The sequence below is a fragment of the Pseudohongiella acticola genome (assembly GCF_001758195.1).
Classification (GTDB): Bacteria; Pseudomonadota; Gammaproteobacteria; order Pseudomonadales; family Pseudohongiellaceae; genus Pseudohongiella; species Pseudohongiella acticola.
In genome coordinates, this window is sequence record NZ_MASR01000001.1 from 1,282,988 (window position 1) to 1,303,518 (window position 20,531).

General features: G+C 56.1%; 18 protein-coding genes. 4 read left to right on the top strand and 14 right to left on the bottom strand.

All coding sequences use genetic code 11. The features are described 5' to 3' along the window. Positions 1 to 26 precede the first annotated feature (26 nt). From mtnA to PHACT_RS05395, 11 genes are all read right to left on the bottom strand, one after another. Entirely contained in the window at positions 27 to 1,121 is a 1,095-nt protein-coding gene (gene mtnA, locus PHACT_RS05345) for an S-methyl-5-thioribose-1-phosphate isomerase (RefSeq protein WP_070116245.1), read from the bottom strand. Between the two features lie 136 nt (positions 1,122 to 1,257). Further along, positions 1,258 to 1,671: an ExbD/TolR family protein gene (locus PHACT_RS05350; protein WP_070116246.1), complete on the bottom strand. Its 414-nt coding sequence runs from the start codon at positions 1,669 to 1,671 to the stop codon at positions 1,258 to 1,260. 199 nt (positions 1,672 to 1,870) lie between these two features. Next, the gene (locus PHACT_RS05355) at positions 1,871 to 2,455 is read right to left on the bottom strand and encodes a TetR/AcrR family transcriptional regulator (RefSeq protein WP_070116247.1); all 585 of its coding nucleotides are present in this window, start codon (positions 2,453 to 2,455) and stop codon (positions 1,871 to 1,873) included. A 230-nt stretch (positions 2,456 to 2,685) separates the two neighbouring features. Then, complete coding sequence (locus PHACT_RS05360) at positions 2,686 to 3,414, bottom strand: DUF445 family protein (RefSeq protein WP_070116248.1); 729 nt, start codon at positions 3,412 to 3,414, stop codon at positions 2,686 to 2,688. Positions 3,415 to 3,445: 31 nt separating this feature from the next. Next, positions 3,446 to 4,294 (bottom strand): carbon-nitrogen hydrolase family protein, encoded by an 849-nt coding sequence (locus PHACT_RS05365; RefSeq protein WP_070118170.1) that lies wholly within the window; start codon positions 4,292 to 4,294, stop codon positions 3,446 to 3,448. Between the two features lie 7 nt (positions 4,295 to 4,301). After that, entirely contained in the window at positions 4,302 to 8,360 is a 4,059-nt protein-coding gene (locus PHACT_RS05370; protein WP_070116249.1) for a YhdP family protein, read from the bottom strand. Positions 8,361 to 8,406: 46 nt separating this feature from the next. Further along, entirely contained in the window at positions 8,407 to 9,885 is a 1,479-nt protein-coding gene (gene rng / locus PHACT_RS05375) for a ribonuclease G (protein ID WP_070116250.1), read from the bottom strand. 67 nt (positions 9,886 to 9,952) lie between these two features. Then, positions 9,953 to 10,582, bottom strand: a complete 630-nt coding sequence (locus PHACT_RS05380; protein WP_070116251.1) for a Maf family protein — start codon at positions 10,580 to 10,582, stop codon at positions 9,953 to 9,955. A 1-nt stretch (position 10,583) separates the two neighbouring features. Next, positions 10,584 to 11,072: a rod shape-determining protein MreD gene (gene mreD / locus PHACT_RS05385; protein WP_070116252.1), complete on the bottom strand. Its 489-nt coding sequence runs from the start codon at positions 11,070 to 11,072 to the stop codon at positions 10,584 to 10,586. 2 nt (positions 11,073 to 11,074) lie between these two features. Next, positions 11,075 to 12,142 (bottom strand): rod shape-determining protein MreC, encoded by a 1,068-nt coding sequence (gene mreC, locus PHACT_RS05390; RefSeq protein WP_169819397.1) that lies wholly within the window; start codon positions 12,140 to 12,142, stop codon positions 11,075 to 11,077. A gap of 143 nt (positions 12,143 to 12,285) precedes the next feature. Beyond that, entirely contained in the window at positions 12,286 to 13,326 is a 1,041-nt protein-coding gene (locus tag PHACT_RS05395; RefSeq protein ID WP_070116253.1) for a rod shape-determining protein, read from the bottom strand. A gap of 325 nt (positions 13,327 to 13,651) precedes the next feature. On the opposite strand from PHACT_RS05395, the gene gatC reads away from it, so the two are divergent. The 4 genes from gatC (at position 13,652) to PHACT_RS05415 (ending at position 17,261) form a co-directional block, all read left to right on the top strand. After that, the gene (gene gatC, locus PHACT_RS05400; RefSeq protein ID WP_070116254.1) at positions 13,652 to 13,939 is read left to right on the top strand and encodes an Asp-tRNA(Asn)/Glu-tRNA(Gln) amidotransferase subunit GatC; all 288 of its coding nucleotides are present in this window, start codon (positions 13,652 to 13,654) and stop codon (positions 13,937 to 13,939) included. 96 nt (positions 13,940 to 14,035) lie between these two features. Then, complete coding sequence (gatA, locus tag PHACT_RS05405; protein WP_070116255.1) at positions 14,036 to 15,484, top strand: Asp-tRNA(Asn)/Glu-tRNA(Gln) amidotransferase subunit GatA; 1,449 nt, start codon at positions 14,036 to 14,038, stop codon at positions 15,482 to 15,484. Positions 15,485 to 15,487: 3 nt separating this feature from the next. Then, positions 15,488 to 16,921: an Asp-tRNA(Asn)/Glu-tRNA(Gln) amidotransferase subunit GatB gene (gene gatB, locus PHACT_RS05410; protein WP_070116256.1), complete on the top strand. Its 1,434-nt coding sequence runs from the start codon at positions 15,488 to 15,490 to the stop codon at positions 16,919 to 16,921. Positions 16,922 to 16,931: 10 nt separating this feature from the next. Then, positions 16,932 to 17,261 carry a PA4642 family protein gene (locus tag PHACT_RS05415; RefSeq protein WP_070116257.1) on the top strand — a complete coding sequence of 110 codons (330 nt, stop codon included), beginning with the start codon at positions 16,932 to 16,934 and terminating at the stop codon, positions 17,259 to 17,261. A 48-nt stretch (positions 17,262 to 17,309) separates the two neighbouring features. On the opposite strand, the gene rhlB is transcribed toward PHACT_RS05415, so the two are convergent. The 3 genes from rhlB to prmC are packed head-to-tail and all read right to left on the bottom strand — an operon-like array spanning position 17,310 to position 20,526. Next, entirely contained in the window at positions 17,310 to 18,836 is a 1,527-nt protein-coding gene (rhlB, locus tag PHACT_RS05420) for an ATP-dependent RNA helicase RhlB (RefSeq protein ID WP_070116258.1), read from the bottom strand. 24 nt (positions 18,837 to 18,860) lie between these two features. Continuing rightward, complete coding sequence (locus PHACT_RS05425) at positions 18,861 to 19,616, bottom strand: HesA/MoeB/ThiF family protein (protein WP_070116259.1); 756 nt, start codon at positions 19,614 to 19,616, stop codon at positions 18,861 to 18,863. Next, positions 19,609 to 20,526 (bottom strand): peptide chain release factor N(5)-glutamine methyltransferase, encoded by a 918-nt coding sequence (prmC, locus tag PHACT_RS05430; protein WP_070118172.1) that lies wholly within the window; start codon positions 20,524 to 20,526, stop codon positions 19,609 to 19,611. The genes PHACT_RS05425 and prmC overlap by 8 nt, the downstream gene beginning before the upstream one ends. Between the last annotated feature and the right edge of the window lie 5 nt (positions 20,527 to 20,531).

Below are 20,531 nucleotides of genomic sequence, written 5' to 3' on the forward strand. Positions count from 1 at the left end.
GGACCTGTAGACCTGTCAGTAACTCGCTATAGTCGGGCCCGAATATCCTGTAAACCCTGCCCCGTGGCCGGAAAGACGCCTTTTTCAGTAATCAGGCCGGACACCAGTCGTGCGGGGGTTACGTCAAAGCCAAAATTGCTGACCCGGGTTGCCGCAGGTGCAATCGCGACCTTGCGCTTGACCCCTGCCTCATCAATTCCTGAAACATGAGTGACCTCATCACCGGCCCGCTCCTCTATCGGTATGTCACGCACACCCTCTTCCAGCTCAAAGTCGATGGTCGATGTCGGCAGGGCTACGTAAAACGGCACGGCGTTATCATAGGCTGCCAGTGCTTTGAGGTAGGTACCAATCTTGTTACAGACATCGCCACTGGCGGTGGTGCGATCGCTCCCCACCAGACAGACATCCACCATGCCATGCTGCATCAGATGGCCACCCGCGTTATCAACCACCAGTGTATGTGGTACGCCGCTCTGTGCCAGCTCCCAGGCTGTCAGCGAGGCGCCCTGATTACGGGGTCGGGTTTCGTCCACCCATACGTGCACGGGTAATCCTGCCTGATGCGCTTTGTAAATTGGTGCCAGCGCTGTCCCCCAACCGCCAGTAGCCAGCCAGCCCGCGTTACAATGGGTCAATATATTCAATACTGAGTCGCCACCGAGTGCCTGCTTTTCAGTCAGCAACGCTGACAGCAGCTCCAGACCAAAATCGCCAATGGCGCTGCAGGCGGCGGCATCTTCTTCCAGCATGGTTTTGGCCATCTCCAGCGCCGCCTCAGCACGTTGTGCCTGCGGCACCGACACGAGTCCTTCTGACAGGCGCGACAGCGCCCATTGCAGATTTATCGCTGTTGGCCGGGTTTTTGCCAGGGTTTCACAGGTCTGCGCCAACGCGCCGGCATCGCGCCGCAACGCCAGATGAACGCCAAATGCAGCCGTGATACCAATGAGCGGCGCACCACGCACCTGCATATTCACGATGGCGTCACAGGCCTGCTCCAGAGTCTCGATTGCGACGACCTGCAGCTGATGAGGTAGTTGCGTCTGGTCAATGATCCTGAGTTGCTGGGCGCTATCGTCATACCAGAGAGTGCGCTTTTGATCGCGAGAGGTGCTCACACGGGGCTCCTGTAAGGGAAAAAATCAGGGACTGCAGGCGCTTGGTGTGTGTAGTTTACCTGCCCGGAAACGAAAAACGCACCCCTGAAGGTGCGTTTTTATAGAACTGCGCTGAGCAATGCGGAGGGGCCGCGGCTCAGGGTTCCACAATCGAGATATTCATGATCCCGGCCTGGCGAGCTGCATCCATCACCATAACCAACACGTTGACGTTAGACGTCTCGGCTGGGCGGACGATGACCGTTGCAGAAGGATTCTCCGCCTTCAGGCGGTCAATGTTGGCGCGCACCTGACTTTCGAGAACGGCACGAGGTTCACCATTAAAACGAATCTCGTTATTCTGGCTCAACTCAATGAGAATGTTTTTGTTCTCATCATCCGTTTCCGGAGGTGTATCGTTATTTTCGTTACTGGCCGCGTCGATTGCCTGCTCGGACAGGAAAGTGGCTGTCACGACGAAGAAAATCAACAGGATGAAGACCACGTCAAGCATGGGTGTCAGGTCAATATTGCTTTCGTCTTTTTTTCTGCTGCCTGCCAGTTTTTTCATAAATTAATACCACAGAAACTTTAAATATTTGTTTTTATTGACTTTTAGCCACCCTTCACGCGGTGGAGACTAACAGCCCAACGACACTTTGCTGCCGGAACACCGACATTAGATGGCTCAAGTATACCTGATATCGACCCGACCACAACAGGGTAAACAACAGATAGACCTTGGGCCTTATATGCCGTAAACGGCGACTTTATTTCAGCGACTTGACAGTGAAGGCAACAACTTCCGCCAACTGCTTGGCACTCTTGCCTTCGCGTGAATGCACACGCAGCCCGCTAAGGGTATTGATCAGGATGTCAGCAGCCAGTTCCGGGCTGACACCCTTGGCCAGATTTCCTGCCTTGTCAGCATCCTTGAGGCGCTTCAGCAGGGATTTTCGGATATTGCCGTAGTAGGTCTTGACCAGCTTCTGGATGTCCTTGTCGTAGTTGATACTTTCACAAAAGGAATTAACCAGCAGACAGCCCATGGTGCGGCGCTTGTTACTTGCACTCAACACAGCCAGGTCAAAGTATTTTTCAATGGCGGCCCAAGGCGCCAGTTCTTCATTATTGAGGGAAGCAGACAGCTCTTTGTCAACCAGTTTGCTGTAGTGCTCCAGACAGGATTTGAAAAACGTATCTTTGTCGCCGAATGAGTTATACAGCGTCCCACGATTGATGCCGGTAACATCAAGCAATTTTTGTACTGAGCTGGCTTCAAAACCTTCGCGCCAGAACTGCTCCATTGCATTGGTCAACACATCTTCGTAAACAAACTCAACTGGTCTTGCCATAATAAATCACACACTCTGGGGTTAAAAAACGGGTTATTGGAACGATCCAATACTGCAATTCGATTTTAGTCCCGGCGATTCTAGACTATCAACATGGCTTTTTACATCTAATGATACAAAATGCCACAATTGCACATGATTGCGTCAACAACCTATGCAATTCCATGATCAGGAAATATTGCCGCGTCATTCATTTCTGAACACCCATACTGTTTAGCGCCCGGCGGTGCTCACAACAATCCGATCAAAGCAAAAACCAGCCCCAGTATACCGCCAACAACGCCGCCCCAGACCACCAGCCAGCCCAGATGTTGCTTTATCATTCTCTGCACAATCTCTTTGACCTGTTGCGGCGTCAGCTCCTGCAAGCGTCTATCGACCAGCTCCTCGATTTTGCTCAGCACTGCCTCGCTGCGACTGACAGCACCCACCTTTTCGTCAAGCGCACTGATAAAGGCAGGAGACGCCGCAAACGATCTGAGATACTCTCGCATGCGCTGAGCGAAGGGTTCGCGTAAACCTTCAAGTGCTTTAGGCCCGCCAATCATGCCTACCATGCCACCCATTGAAGACTGCATGATTGATTCAGACAGTGAATCAAACGCCCTGTCCAGATCAAGCTCATCTATCATGGCCGGCATCAATTGCTGCAGGCCGCTGCTCATCACGGACTCAGTATCAAAAAATCGCTCCAGATTATCGCTACTGAAGAACTGCTCCATGACCATGTCCTTGATGCCGACCTTGAATTCTTCGAAATGCAACGCGATGACACCCGAACCATAAAAACCGGGCACTCGCTCGAAAAGCATATGAATGGCCAGTGAATTGGTCAGTGCGCCCGATAACGCAAACAGCCCTACACTCAACACCACACTGCCAACAGCTCCTGGTAACAGCAACCCCGTCAGCGTCAGCAGCAATGCACAGATATTGGTCAGTAAACCTTTGTCCAACATGAAACTCCTTGCATCATTATTAATATCAGTTTTACAGGCGTCGGTGCGAAAACACCGGCATTTTTCGGCGCAGCTCGTGTAGCGCAGGCAAATCAATGTCCGCGACGACGATTCCTTCTCCGTCAGCCAGCACGTCCAGCACGCGACCCCAGGGATCGACAATCATGCTGTGTCCGTAGGTTTCACGGCGCTCATTATGCACGCCACCCTGACCGGCACCAATAACATAACACTGATTCTCGATGGCGCGGGCCCGCAACAGAACTTCCCAGTGTGCTTCTCCGGTTACCCGCGTGAACGCGGACGGCACCGTCACCAGTTCCGCACGTTCGTTGAACAGGCGCCGGAACAATTCCGGGAAGCGCAAGTCATAACAGATCGTCAGCCCCAGACGCGCGACCCCGGTATCCACCACCACAACCTCGTCACCCGCCTCAAAGCTGTCAGACTCGGCATAACGGGCCTGCCGATCACTGACCTCAACATCAAACAGGTGCATCTTGTCGTAGCGGGCGATAATGCCACCCTGTCGATCAAAAACCAGCGATGCGGGCCTGACCCGGCCATCAGTTAGCAGTTCAGCATCGACACCGTCGCGGGACGGCCGCGTCAGCAGAGGAATGGTACCCGCCACCAGCTCAATGCCATGGAGCCGGGCCTGTGCCGACAGAAATCCCTGCAGCAGGCCATTCATGTCGCCTTCGTGCTCAGCAAACTGAGCCTGGGGCCCGCCATCAAGCACAGCAAAGTTCTCCGGCAAAACCACCAACGCCGCGCCAGCGGCCGCTGCTTTGGCAATCAGTCTGCTGGCCGAGGCAATATTGGCATGGATATCAGCGCTACTGACCATCTGCACTGCCGCTACCCTGCTGTGAACCATCGACATATTAGTTACCTCCTCCCGTAAATACCTGATTCAGGCGCGGCTCGACACTCTCCCAGGGGCCGTCCAGGGTGTAATGTGCACTGGTCAGGTCATCCACCTGATCACCAAAAATCTGATCGAACAGGAACACACCAACGGCCACCTGCCAGTTGATCAAATTATTAAGCGCTGCGAGACCACTGAGCCAGGGAATATTGTCACTGACCGGCAGTGTAATATAAAGATCGCCGTCAATCGTTTCCGCCGCAAGATCCACTTCCCCGGCAATCTGGAACAGACTGGACGGACCAATGATCTGCAAACGGTCTTCAATCGACAAGAGCCCGTCCTCCAGTACAACCTTGCCGCGAATTTCATCGTAGGCAAGCCCTGAGCCGGTGATATCTTCGCTGAAACGCAGACGTCTGAGAATCGCGTCGAAATTGATGATGCTGATCAGGCGCAAGGCACTGTTGGCTACACCCGCGCGCTGCTGAAAGCGACCATTATTGACCTCAAGGTCAATCTCACCATTCAACCCCAACGCAGAAAAATAAGCGGGACTACCTCGCCAGTATAGCCGCGAGTCGAACCGTGCCGATTCACTCTGGATACTCGGAGCGTAACCATATGCACTTAACACAGATGCCAGGTCGCTGGCCGCCAGAATGCCGGTCAACTCACTGTCATGGCCGTCGCCATCATAGCGCCAGCGAAACGTTGCCGGCTCCTCTTCAGTGCCGATCCGCAGCCCTCGGGCATTCACAATGAGATCAGTGAATTCGGCTCCCTGCGCATCCGACTGCATCAGGAACTGCCATTTCCCGAAGGGCGAGCCCGCCAGTGTCAGCTCATCTATTGCCAGCTGAATATTGGGAAAGTCTCTTGGATCCAGCTCACTCAACGGATCATTGCGCGGCAATATGTATTCAACTGTCGGTAGCTCCTGCAGATCCAGCTCTGCGCCCGTGACCGGTGGTGTCCCGGCTTCACTGTCCAGCGCTGCCAGCTCATCTTCAGTGGCACCGCCAATGGATCGGCTAAGATGCAGATGCTCCAGATTGACCTGCCACGGCTGCGCTGCGGACTCCGGCAACTGTATCGAGCCGGCGATCGCATCGCTGCTCAGGCCCAATGTCCAGGTACTGTCGTTTTGCGCCATCTGTACACTGACCTGTTCAAATACCTCATCAAAAACAGTCAGCCGGCCTATCATCAACTCTGCGGTGCCGGTCACGCCCGGATCAAACCCGGATGTCATTGCCGCATTGCTACTGCCGGTTGTCACCAGTCGGCTAAATGCCTGCGACCAGTTCTGGAAATTAAATTCGGGTATTGTGCCCAGCACGGAGACGCCTGGGGCGGCCTCGTTCAGCCGTCGCACACGCAGACCATCTGCGTTAGCACCGAAATAGACCAGCCCGTTGTGAAGGTTGCCTTCGCGCAGACTCAAATTCATCTGCATTACATCCTGCAGAGACATGTTCAGCCCAAGCGACTGCGGCATGAAATCCAGTGTCAGGTTAAACGCCTGTGAGGCATCGTCAACCTTGGCAAACGGAGCGGGCAAGGCAAACCCGATACCACGCAGGTCACTATTGATCTGTAAGCGCGGATGGCGCTGTTCGGTAGCGCTGGATCCCGGCACCGGCAGCGTGACTTCGGCGCGGTAAGCGGATGTACCTTGTGCCTCTCGCAGCAGTGTCGACACCAGCGCCGGCATTCCTGGCCAATTCGACAATGCATCAACGCTCACTTCGCCGGTAACACCAACTCGGGTGCCTTCCGGCTCACCCTCCATGCCATCGGCCTGTACCTCTACGTCAACAACATTGCCCAGAAGCGTGGCCGTCATGTCCTGACTTTGCAGGCCATCTACGGAATTGTAGACCAACCGCCCGGAGATATTGCCCACATCCAGATCGTACTCGGGCATGAGTATTCGATTGTCCGCAAATGCAAACGCCAGATCGACCTGCGGCCGGGCATTGTCTACGTACAACGGAATATTCAGAGCAAGACTGAAATCGGTGTCACCGTCTGCCTGCCAGCTCGACAGGTATTGGCCAACACCTTGAGTCACCGGCGTCGACTGCAGGTAACGCAGTCCCTGTTGCGCACTGCCACGACCGGTACCGCTCACCGTCAACCAGCTACCGCCCTCGGGGCTGGCACGTACCGACGCCACGCTGGAGTTAAAATCAATACCCAGCGAGCTTCCCGCCGATGCCGTGATATCCACATCACCATTATCGATGGTGACAATGCCATCCAATGCTTCGATTGCAGGCCAGTCTGGATCAAACTTAAGTGTTCCATCTGATACTTTATAGAACATCTGAAGCGTTCTTGCAGCCGTCTCTGCACCGCTCTGTACCTGCCCGCGAAAAATCAGACCACTGCCGCCCGCCCGCCCACCGACCACGGCGTCATTGACCCAGCGCAAAATCCCCTGCGCAGATTGTGGTGCCCCGGGAGCAGTCGGCAGGTACAACGATTTGCGTGATACGTCCGCAGACAGGGCACCAACCATCAACTCAAGATTGATAAGCCGGTCTTCGCCATTCTGAATATCAGTGGCGAATTGCGCGCGAGCTTCCAGGTCATCAGACTCGACAACAATGACACCGCTGGCAAGACGAATATTCAGATCCGAGCGCCAGTCAGCATGGAACCCCATTCTGCCATTGAGTCGGTGATAGGCCCACTGATCGTTGAACAGACCGGGCAGGTGCACCATCACATCGTCGCTATCGACTTCGACAAACCCGTCGAGCAGACGCTGATCAGCATCGAAGGCAAGCTCTGCATAACCATCGACGCCCCAGAAGGCAGGTGCTCCACGGTGCGCACTGATAGCCGCAGCATTCAGGTTGGTCGTCACTGCCGCTGTTTTTAATGCATCACCCTCAAGTGCGGCCGCTATTCTGAGATCACGCACCTGGCCACGCGGATTGAACTGTTCGATTTCGTCACGCAATACACCTTCCGGCGCCAGCGCCACCAGCAGTCTCGACGCTACACCCAGTTCAACCACATCAATATGCGCTGTTGCCTGCTGCCCCACCGTGTAATCTGCGGTCAATCCGCCGAGTGGCCAGCGGCGATTGCCGAAGTCAAACGCCATGTCCTCGATATCGAGCCGCCAGCGTTCGGCATCTGCGTCATGTTGCAGATGCAGCCAACCCACTGTCAGGTTCTCAACACGCGTGGCCACCGAGCGTTCCACGCCCAGGTCTGCGCGACCGCGCCAATGCAATCCAGCCAGGGCACCCTGCTGCAGGGTCAGCCACAATTCACCGTCGAGGCTGAGTTCATTGATATCGATGTCGGCAGGCTGAACAGCATGCAGAAATTCGCTGTAATCTGTACCTGGGAACGCCAGATAAAGCTCGCCCTGCAATTGTTCAAGGGTGTCACCCGTCAGCTCACCCTGCGCATGCAGTGGCGTCTCAATACCTTCCTGATAGGCCGTCAGGCTGACCACGTGGCGCCCCTGCAGACTCTGAATCTGAAGATGAGTATCGTTAAACCGTGTGACCTGCCCACTAAGGTGATGAAACGCGACCCGGGTCTGCTCCAGCTCCAGCAGTGCCAGACTTTTTAGCCAGTCCAGAATCTGTGCCGGTGACACCGCCCCGGCTCCAGTTGTGGTCAGGCCGGCCAGCGACCACCTGCCATTGCTCTGTTCGTGCAGTGCCAGGTCAAGTTGGTGCAGTGTGGTGTGCCCCAGCACGGGTCTGAGTTGACGCACGCTGGCGGGTATATCGGGCGCAACACTGATCTGGTCCAACACCAGAGTTGCTGACTCGTCTCCGTTTCGGGGGTTGATGGTCAGATCCTGAATCAGAAATCGGGGACCAAAACCCTCCCATTCACCGTCAATACTGCCGAATGTTACGCTTGCATCCAGCATCTGTGACAGACGCTGCTCAAGCGCCTGCTGGTAGTTTCCCACCATCGGCGTCAGCTGCCGGCCCAGGGTGACATACAACGCCAGTGCCACCAGCATCACCAGTAGCAAGGCGAACACAACCTGCAATATCGCCCGGCCAAGGGATTTGGTTACTTGAAGAATCATAGATGCCTGTCAAAACCGCGGCCCGTCAGACCATTCCTGCTGCCCATCAAAACAGAACAACGTCATATTGTTCCTGAGTATACATGGGTTCAACCTGAAACCTGATGGTTTTGCCAGTCAGCGCCTCCAGGTCTGCAAGCGTGCCAGACTCTTCGTCCAGCAGGCGATCAACCACAAGTTGGGAGGCCATCACCAGCAACTCATCATTTTCATACGCCCGGGCAACACGGACGATTTCACGGAAAATTTCGTAGCAGATGGTTTCCGGCGTTTTCAGACGGCCGCGCCCCGAGCACATGGGACAGGGGCTACACAGTATCTGCCCCAGACTCTCCCGCGTGCGTTTGCGGGTCATTTCCACCAGTCCCAACTCTGAGATGCCTGAAATCATGGTTCGGGCATGATCCTTGTCCAGTGCTTTGCCCAGGGTCCGCAGCACCTGACGCTGATGTTCAGGCTCATCCATGTCGATGAAATCCAGAATAATAATACCGCCCAGATTTCTTATTCGCAGTTGCCGCGCAATGGCCGTGGCCGCCTCCAGATTGGTTTTTAACACGGTTTCCGCGTGATTCTTGTTGCCCAGATAACCACCGGTATTAACATCAATTGTGGTCATCGCCTCGGTCTGGTCAATAATCAGGTCACCCCCGGACTTCAGTTTGACCTGACGACCCAGCGCCTTTTCCATTTCATCGTCAATGTTGTACAGATCAAATATGGGCCGCTCACCGCGGTAAAGCTCAACACGGTGCAGAGACTCGGGAATGAAATCGCCGACAAAGGTGTTGATCTCCTCAAACGCTTCGGCGGAGTCTACCCGGATCTTTTCCACCTGCGGCGTAATCAGATCCCGGACCGCGCGCAGATACAATGGCAGGTCCTGGTACAACACCCTGACCTCTCTGCCTTTTTCGATACGCCTGGCGACTGCGGCCCAGAGCTTGCGCAGGAAACGAATATCCTCGCTCAGCTCGGCATCACTGGCGCCTTCGGCCGCCGTCCGGATAATAAAACCACCCTTGTCCGCCACCTGTTCCTGCGTCAGACAACGCTCAAGCGAGGCCTGTAGACGCTCACGCTCCGCTTCATCTTCAAGTCGCAGGGAAATGCCGATATGGGCATTACGGGGCAGGTACACGAGGTGCCGGGAAGGCAGTGTCAGGTGGGTGGTCAGGCGAGCGCCTTTGGAGCCAATCGGGTCCTTGGCCACCTGAACCACAATCATTTGCCCTTCATGCAGCAGTGTCTGAATGTCCGCAACACCGTCATCGCTGACTTCCAGACCATCGGCACCTATCGGCGTGATGTCGGCGCAATGCAGAAATGCCGCGCGCTCAAGGCCAATATCAACAAAGGCTGCTTCCATCCCCGGCATCACCCGGACCACCTTGCCCAGATAGATATCGCCAACATGACCACTGCGGCTGCGGCGCTCAATGTAGATTTCCTGCAGCAGTCCATTGTCGGTCAGCGCCAGGCGGGTTTCCCGGGGTGTGACATTTATCAATATCTCTTCACTCACGCGCGACTCTCCGGGCCTACAATTATTCTGTTACAAATCTATCTCGGATCATTTGCAGCTGCGGCTATCACCTGCCGTTTTCAAGCGTGTTCCTGATGCCAAAGTCTGCCAGCAGCCGGCCTGTTTCAAACAGCGGCAATCCCACCACACCTGAGTAGCTGCCTTCGATTTTCTCGACAAAAAGCGCACCCGCACCCTGCACTGCATAGGCGCCGGCCTTGCCTGCCGGTTCACCGCTGCGCCAGTAGCCAGAAATGTCCGCATGACTCAGGTCGCGAAACCAGACACGTGTGCTAACACTGACCTGTTTTATCTGCTCACCCCGCATCACACAGACAGCCGTCATCACCTCGTGACAACGCCCTGACAACAGACCCAGCATACGTGCAGCATCCGCTTCATCACGTGGTTTACCCAGCACCGACCGCCCACATACTACAATGGTATCGGCGCCCAGCACGGCGCTACGCCCGTAAATCTCCGGCAGGGCATTAACCGAAGCCGCCTTTTGCCGGGCCAGCCGGTTGACATAGGCTGCCGGTTGTTCCGCTGGCAACAGGGTCTCGTCAGTGTCATGCACCAGAATCCGGTACGCAACGCCAATCTGATCGAGCAATTCGCGGCGCCGTGGCGATGCCGAGGCGAGCACCAGGATCGATGATGGACTGGTTGAAATAATGGGTTCCGACTCACTCATGTCAGCGTACATTGAACCCGCGTCGCAGTTGACGCATGACCAGGAACAACCAGGGCCAGACAAAAGCACTGGATACCGCGCCCAGCAGGAACAACAGGCTGCCGGCATCGGTCTGCTCGGTTGCCACTTTAATCCAGTAGGTCATGGTCATGTTGATGCCCACCAGGGCCAGGATCATGCCGCTTTGCTGCAGAGCAGAAAACATGCGCAAGCGCTGGTGCAGGCTGAGGGTAATGTAGGCGATGAGGGCGAACGACAACGCGTTCAGCCCCAACAGCGAGCCTTCCAGAATATCCATAAACAGACCCGCGAACCAGGCCGCGCCAATACCGACTCGGTAGGGCAGCGCCATAATCCAGTAGATCAGCACCATCGCCACCCATTGCGGCCGGTAATGCATGGCCCAGTCAGGAAAAGGCACTATCGCCAGCAGATACGCCAGCAACAGGCTGAGAATGATGATCCACACGCCATTCGCTCTGGGTACCATGATCAAACGTCTCCCTGAGTAGTGGTCGGGGTGGCAGCCGCTTCAGACTCCGCAGCGTCAACAGGCGCGGCATCGGCGGGCGCGACGGCTTCTGCAGGCTGAGAGTCGGCGGTCTGAGAATCCGTCGCCTGGGGATCCGTAGCTTGGGGATCCGTAGCCTGGGGTTCTATATTCTGTGATTCGGCAGCTTGGGCCTCGCCATCGGCGTCATTGACCACGCCCGTGTCCGGCAACTCTGGTAACAGTTCCAGACTGCCTCCTCCGATCACCTCGTCGTCCGGCACCACCAGCATGACGTGTCGTGTCCGGTCCATCTGTGCCAGGGGTCGGGCTCTGATCAGGGCAAATGGCTGGCCCGGGTCATGAAACACACGAGTCACTTCAGCGACTGGATAGTCCTTGGGATAACGCTGCCCCAGCCCTGAGCTGACCAGCAGGTCGCCGACCACAATATCCGCAGTGTCCGGTACGTATTCAAGCTCCAGCCCGGGCACATCGCCTCTGCCGCCACGGGCGATGGCACGCTCGCCATTGCGATTGACCTGCACCGGGGTGCCGTGACGGGAATCCGTGATCAGCAGCACCCAACTGGTAAATGGCAGCACTTCGACCACCTGCCCCATCAGACCATGGGCATCCAGAATGGCCTGGCCTTCAAAAACACCGTTATGCGCGCCACGGTTGATCAGCACCCGACGGGAACCCGGATCATTGGAGACATTGATGATTTCTGCGGTGATGACACGCCCCTGCACGGCCTGTGATGCTTCCTGAAGTTCGCGCAGACGACTGTTCTCACTGGCCAGACCGGCCAATAGCTGCAACTCGCGCTGGGCGAACAGCAACTCCTGACGCAACTGTGCGTTTTCTTCAATGAGGTCGCGCTGGGACACAAATACATCGTCAATCCACGACGACGCGCGGGCGGGAATGTCCGCCACCCAATACACCGGTGTACTGACATAGGCGACGGTGTAGCGAACACGATCCAGGTAGTCGAACCGCGAATCGGCAAACATGACGCCAAGCGATAGCGCCATGAACACCAGCAGACGATACTCCAGCGACACCCCTTTGATAAATAAGGTTTTAATAGCAGAACCTCAGCCTGTTCAGCATTAGTCAACTGGTTGGCGTTAGATCCCGGACAGCAGATTCGGCCGGGACCGGGTATTCCACTCCGGAACCAGCACTCTGATTCCGGAGCCATGAATCACTCGAGCGTGAGCGCATCCATTTCGTTGGAATCCATCAGCTCCATGGCCTTGCCGCCGCCCCGCGCCACACAGGTCAGCGGGTCATCAGCAACAATCACGGGCAGGCCCGTCTCTTCCGACAGCAACTTGTCCAGGTCTTTCAACAACGCTCCGCCACCGGTCAGCACCATGCCGCTCTCGGCAATATCGGATGCCAGTTCCGGCGGAGACTGTTCCAGCGCACTCTTCACCGCCTGCACAATGGCTGACAGGGTTTCCTGCAGCGCTTCGAGGATCTCATCGCTATTCAGCGTAAAACTGCGTGGCACACCTTCGGCCAGATTACGGCCGCGCACGTCGATTTCACGCAGCACGCCTTCTGACGGATAGGCACAACCAATTTCCTTTTTGATGCGCTCGGCAGTGGCATCCCCGATCAGGCTGCCATAGTTGCGGCGCACATGCGTAATAATGGCTTCATCAAAACGATCACCACCGACACGAACCGATTCAGCATAAACCACGCCATTCAGAGAAATAATGGCAATTTCGGTAGTCCCGCCACCGATATCAACCACCATTGAACCACTGGGTTTCTCCACCGGCAGTCCTGCACCAATGGCGGCCGCCATGGGTTCTTCGATCAGACGTACTTCCCGGGCCCCGGCACTGATAACAGACTCACGGATGGCGCGGCGCTCAACCTGGGTGGACTTGCAGGGCACACACACCAGCACACGCGGGCTGGGCGGGAAAAAGCTGTTTTCGTGCACTTTGCTGATAAAATGCTGCAACATCTTCTCGGTCACCTGAAAATCGGCAATCACGCCGTCCTTCATCGGTCGGATGGCCGTGATGTTGCCCGGCGTCCGGCCCAGCATGCGTTTGGCGTCGGCACCGACCGCAGTCACCGTTTTCTGGCCATTGTGGTTACGGATCGCAACAACGGAAGGCTCATTCAGGACAATGCCTTCTCCACGCACGTAAATCAGTGTATTCGCCGTGCCCAGGTCAATTGACAGATCGTTGGAGAACATTCCCCTTATTTTTTTGAACATTGAATTCTTGCTTACCTCAACAATAATCGGAACGGTCCGGGAGCCGGACCCGTTAACCTGCTCTTACAGCAGACAGACAAAACGAGTGACAGTTCCGCCCGGAAAATCGCCCTCAGGATCGATCTTCGACGGAACCAGCGCAAACCTGGAAGGAAACTGTTGCCTCAGACCGGTCATAATCCCGTATAATCACGGCTTCTCCAGCAAATAGATACGCACTCTAGCAATGCTCATGTATTAGGGCAAGTATCAAAAACATTCCGGTGTCGGGCTTGAGTCAAGAACCTGGCAGGCCCGGTATTATCGCATACTCAGGAGCCTTTTGATGGCCTTAGACAACACAGACGTGGAAAAAATTGCGCATCTGGCACGACTGCAGATCAGCGAGTCAGACACCCTGGAAGTTGCCCAGCGAATCTCCAACATTCTCAATATGATCGACCAGATGCAAAATGTGGACACATCCCAGGTGGCGCCCATGGCACATCCTTTCGATGCCACCCAGCGGCTGCGCCCGGACGTCGTCACCGAAACCAATCAGCGCGACCAATACCAGAAGATTGCACCGGCCACACAGGACGGTCTGTATCTGGTCCCCAAGGTCATTGAATGACCCCGCCCGGTGTTGCCTGCCCGGCCCCGCTCGCACTTTGACAACAACATCGCTGACTGCTGACATTCATCAGATCAGGCAAGGATACAGACGCATATGTTAAGCAAAACCGTTGCTGAACTGGCCACCGCACTGGCCAAAAAGGAAGTGTCCAGTGTAGAACTGACACAGGCCTACCTGGATCGTATCGCACAACTGAACCCGGCACTGAATGCCTACGTGACGACAACGCCGGAACTGGCACTCAGCCAGGCGGCTGCGGCCGATGCCCAACGTGCCGCTGGCAATGCCACACCATTTACCGGCATTCCTGTCGCCCACAAGGACATCTTCTGCACGCGCGACGTACTGACCGCCTGCGGCTCACGCATGCTCGCCAACTTCACCTCTCCCTACGATGCCTGTGTTGTCGAACGCCTGCAGAGCGCCGGCGCGGTAATGCTCGGGAAAACCAACATGGATGAGTTCGCCATGGGGTCATCCAACGAAACCAGTTATTTTGGTGCGGTTCACAACCCCTGGGACCAGGACCGCGTGCCAGGCGGCTCTTCCGGCGGCTCTGCTGCAGCCGTTGCCGCCGACCTCTGTGCCATCGCCACCGGCACCGACACCGGCGGATCAATTCGCCAGCCCGCGTCCTTCTGCGGCATCACCGGCCTGAAGCCAACCTATGGCCGTGTTTCTCGCTGGGGCATGATCGCGTTTGCCTCCAGCCTGGATCAGGCTGGCCCACTCAGCAAGAGCGCCGAGGATGCCGCCCTGATGATGAACGTCATCGCTGGCGCCGATGCCCGAGACTCGACCTGCCTGGATATCCCGGCAGAAGATTTCAGCGCGCAATTGAACCAGCCACTGACCGGTCTGCGCATAGGTCTGCCGCGAGAACATTTCAGCGACGGCCTCAGTTCGCAGGTACAGGAAATTCTGCAACTGGCCATCAAGACACTGGAAAGCCTGGGCGCTACCGTCAAGACAGTGGAGTTGCCTAACAACCATCTGTCGGTGCCTGCCTACTACGTTATTGCACCCGCGGAGGCTTCAGCCAATCTGTCGCGTTTCGACGGCGCCCGCTTCGGCTACCGCTGCGAGAACCCGGTTAACCTGGAAGACATGTACAAGCGCAGTCGTGGTGAAGGTTTCGGCGACGAAGTCAAACGTCGCATCATGGTTGGCACCTACGCTCTGTCCGCCGGCTATTATGATGCCTACTACAAACAGGCGCAGAAAATTCGCCGCCTGATCAAGCAGGATTTTGACACAGCGTTCAAGGACGTTGATCTGATTCTCGGCCCAACCTCGCCGCACACTGCATTCAAACTCGGCGAGAAGAACAGCGACCCGGTCACCATGTATCTGGAAGACATCTACACCATCGCCGTTAATCTGGCGGGCCTGCCCGGTATTTCACTGCCCGCGGGCATGCTGGGTGGTCTGCCCATTGGCATGCAACTGGTGGGACCGGCGTTGTCCGAGTCACGTCTGCTTAATGTGGCACATCAGTTCCAGTTAAACACTGACTGGCACACACAAAGACCGGAGGTATAACACATGACCTGGGAAACCGTTATCGGTCTGGAAGTACATGTACAACTTGCAACACAGAGCAAACTGTTTTCGGGCAGCAGCACACGATTTGGCGCTGCCCCCAACACCCAGGCCAGCCTGTATGATCTCGCCATGCCCGGTACACTGCCGGTAATGAACGAAGAAGTTCTTCGCATGGCGGTCAGCTTTGGCCTGGCGGTGGACGCCGAGATCGGTCAGCGCTCTGTTTTTGACCGAAAGAACTATTTTTACCCTGACCTGCCCAAAGGTTATCAGATTAGCCAGCTTGACCTGCCCACGGTGGGTCGCGGCACGCTCAAGATCCAGCTTGAGGATGGCAGCGAAAAAATCATTGCCATTACCCGCGCGCACATTGAGGAGGACGCCGGCAAGTCCCTGCACGAAGATTTCCAGGGCATGTCCGGTATCGACCTGAACAGGGCCGGTACGCCGTTGCTGGAGATTGTGTCCGACCCCGACCTGCGCAACGCCAAGGAGGCCGTGGCCTATCTGAAGAAGCTGCACTCCATCATTCTTTACCTGGGCATTTCCGATGGCAACATGGCACAGGGTTCCATGCGCTGCGATGCCAACGTGTCGATCCGCAAAAAAGGAGACACGGAATTCGGTACGCGAACCGAAATCAAGAACGTCAACTCGTTCCGGTTTGTGGAAAAGGCCATTAACTACGAAGTACAGCGCCAGATCGAGATTCTGGAAGACGGTGGTCGCATTGTGCAGGAAACCCGCCTGTACGATTCAGACAAGGACGAAACCCGTTCCATGCGCAGCAAGGAAGTTGCCAACGACTACCGTTATTTCCCCGAGCCCGACCTGCTGCCGCTGGTGATCGACGATGCCTTTATTGAGGCCGTGCGGGCCACTCTGCCGGAGCTGCCGGGCGCCCGGTGCCAGCGCTTTGTGTCGCAGTACGGGCTCAGCGAATATGATGCTGACGTGTTGACCAGTAGCCGGGACATGGCTGAATACTTTGAGGCCGTGGCAGGTCTGTGTGGCGACGCCAAGCTGTCAGCCAACTGGGTTACTGCCGACCTGCTGGGCCTGCTCAACAAGCAGGATCTGAGCATCGACCAGTCGCCGATCAGCCCTGAATCACTGGGCATGCTGATCAGCCGCATCAAGGACAACACGATTTCCGGCAAGATTGCCAAAACCGTATTCGAAGCACTGAGTGAAGGCGAAACCGATGTTGACACCATCATCGAATCGCGTGGCCTGAAGCAGGTCACCGATACCGGGGCCATCGAAGCCTTGGTGGATGATGTGATCGCGGCCAATCCGGACCAGGTGGCACAGTATCGCGGCGGCAAGGAAGCAGTGTTCGGTTTTTTTGTTGGTCAGGCCATGAAACTGTCCAAGGGCAAAGCCAATCCGGCTCAACTCAACGAATTATTGCGCAAGAAACTGAGCGCGTGAAGGTGTTCCAATGATTGAAGAGAAAAAAACAGGCAAAGAAAGAACCCAGCCCGCCACACGCAACGAAGAGTGGTCGGACGAGCGTATTCAGGGGTTTCTTGAATTGGAACCGCCGGCCGGTGTACCGGCGGACTATCACATTCTGACCAAAGCCTATCGCGGCATGTTACCTGAGCACTTCAGCCGGTTTGTGCCGTTTTTTGTTGCCGCCGGACACGACATCAATGTGACCCTGTCCGATGGCACAACCTTTCTGGATCATGTGGCCCAGCATCGCGCGGCAACACCCTACATGGAAGTGCTGGAAGCGGCTGGCGCCAAATCCGGCAAACCGGCCTGACACCCACGGACGCACTCGCGCTACTGTTCCTTCATGGCGCTGAACGCTTCAGCGCCGAGGGCGGGGTTTACCGGAGCCGCCTTTGCCGCCACCGCTTCTGCCACCTCGTGCTGAGGGCTTGGATTCATCCTTGAAATGCGATGGCCGGGTAAAGGCCGGTGGCTCTGCCAGCAGATCTGCTTCTGGGTAAACACAGGGCAACTTCTGTCCCAGTTTGTCTTCGATATTGGGCAGCAGAAATGAATCCTCTTCACAGGCAAAGCTGATTGAGGTGCCGATGGCCCCGGCGCGCCCGGTGCGACCAATACGATGCACATAGTCTTCGGCTTCTTCGGGCAGGCTGTAATTGATGACATGGCTGACATCATCGATATGCAGGCCGCGACCGGCAACATCGGTTGCGACCAGCACCTGAATATCGCCATCACGGAATGCCTCCAGCGTTTTTACACGTTTATTCTGCGCTACTTCACCGGACAATAATCCGCAACTGACGCCGTTTCTATACAGGCTGTCTGCCAATTTGCGCACCTGGTCCCGGCGATTGTTAAAGACAATGACCTTGTCGGCGCCGTCAGCCTTGATGATGTTATAGAGCAATTTGTATTTATCTCCCGTGGTCACCAGATACACGATCTGTTCAATGGTGTCGGTCGCAACACGTTCCGGTGCAATCTCGATCATCACCGGGTCCATAGCCCAGCGCGAGGTCAGCTCGATAATTTCTGGCGTAAACGTGGCGCTGAACAACAGTGTCTGGCGGCAGTCCTTGTGCGGTGTGCGACTGACAATGGTGCGCACCTGGGGAATGAACCCCATGTCCAGCATTCGGTCAGCCTCATCAATCACCAGGATCTCGACGAGCCCAAGATAAAGCTGATCGTTCTGCAGGAAATCAATCAGGCGGCCCGGTGTTGCCACCACAATATCAACCGGTCGTGAGTCCACCGCCGCCAGTTGCTTCTTGTAATCCTCGCCTCCCACCATCGCCACGACATGAAGCCCGCAGCCTTTGCTGAGGTTCTGGGCATCGCTGGCAATCTGCATCACCAGTTCGCGTGTAGGCGCCAGAATCAATGCCCGCGGCTCGCCAATAAAGCGCTCTTCCGTGACCGGGTTCTTTAGCAGATCATTGATAATGGTAATCAGAAACGCTGCTGTTTTGCCGGTGCCGGTTTGTGCTTTGCCGGTGACATCAAAACCACGCAGCGTATAACGCAGGCTCTGTGCCTGAATGGGTGTACAGAACTTGTACCCCAGCTCCTTGATGGCGCGCTCCAGTGGTTTCTCCAGTTTAAACTGGCTAAATGGGATATCAGGCACCACCGGCGGCGCATCAACTGCCGCGTCGGGTTGAGGGCCTTCCTCAGCGGAGGAAGCGTCTTCCGCAGCAGCACTGGCATTGATGGTGGCAGCCTGGACAACGGCCTCGCTCATCTGTCCGGCTTTATCCGCTGATGGCTCTTTATGCGCTGAGGGCTCTTTATCCGCTAAGGGCTCTTTATTTGCTGAGGGCTCTTTATTTTCAACAGAGTCCGTGGTCTCGGCCGACTCTTTGTTTTCAGTGTTCTGCATGTATGACAACCTTTATAAATCTGTTCAGGAAGCGCCCGCCCCACATACTTTACATGCAGGGTCACGCGGCAAACGCAATTCTCGCCAAGTGGAACTCATGGCATCAAACAATAACAAACGCCCACACAGGCTCTTGCCCATGCCGGATAAAACCTTGATCGCCTCCAGTGCCTGCATACTGCCGATGACGCCAACCACAGGCGCCAGCACACCATTACGGGCACAGCTCATCTGCTCATCGTCGCCGTCCTGATACAGACACTGATAACACGGACTGTCAGGCTGACGACTGTCAAACACCGCCACCTGACCTTCCAGACGGATCGCAGCCCCGGAAACCAGCGCCACCTTGTGCTTTACACAGACCGCGTTGATGGCAAAACGTGTACTAAAATTGTCGCAGGCATCAACAACCAGGTCGACCGGTCGCCCGATCAGTTTTTCCAGTAACGTTCTGTCGACGCGCTCATTAACTGTCGTTATCTTAACATCCGAATTCAATGCCAGCAGTGTCTGGCGGGCGGACTCAACTTTACTGCCACCAAGCGCACTCTCTCGGTGCGCCACCTGTCGCTGCAGATTGCTGATCTCCACGACATCGTCGTCAACAAGAATCAGATGCCCGACACCCGCCGCGGCCAGATACATGGCCACCGGGCTGCCAAGCCCACCCACGCCAACCACCAGTACCGTCGCGTTCAGCAACCGGGTCTGCCCCTCTACATCAAAAGCGGGCAACATAATCTGTCGACTATAGCGCAATAACTGCTCATCACGCATATGTGTTTTCTCCCGATTCTGCAAATTGCCCCAGCGTCACGCGCTCATGGCCAGCCAGATCGCACTCGCTGCGCACTTTCCGGAAACCTGCTGTCGCCAGTAATGCACGCACCTCGGCGCCCTGTTGATAGCCGTGTTCAAGCAACAGATAACCGTCCTCACGTAGCTTGTGTCCGGCCTGTTGGCAGATTGTCGCCAGATCACTCAAACCACGGCTATCGGCAACCAGCGCAGTGCGTGGTTCGAATGGCAGACCGCCGAGCTCAAGATGTGGATCACCCGCGTCAATGTAGGGCGGATTGCTGATAATCATGTCAAAGCGAGTGTCGGCTGGCAACGCCTCGCACCAGTCGCCAACACTGAATTTGACCTGAGTCAGATTGAGCTGCACCGCATTGTCGCGGGCAACCTGCAGCGCCTGCTCACTGCGATCGGTCGCGTAAATGTGCCAGTGCGCCCGCTCGCTGGCCAATGCCAGGGCGATGGCGCCACTACCGGTGCCCAGGTCTGCCACGGTCAGAGCGGGGTCCGCGCGGCTGGTGCCGGGCTCCCGATTCATTATCTGACCCGTCTCCTGCCCCATCTCAAGACCCAGATTCAATGCCAGCTCCACCAACAACTCCGTTTCCGGCCGGGGTATCAGCACCGCAGGCGTGACCTTCAGGTCCAGCGTCCAGAAGCCGCGTTGACCGGTCAGGTAGGCGACCGGTTCGCCCGCAGCCCGCCGCACCACCAGCGCCTCGAACACAGCATGCTGGTCCTCGCTTAAATCGGTATCGGCATGACTGAACAGATAGCTTCGCGTTTTATGCAACACAAAGGCCAGCAGCACATCAGCATCAAGCTTTGCGCTGTCACTGGTTTTCAGAGCAGAGACCGCCTGATCCAGAGCCTGACGAATGCTGACCATCACAG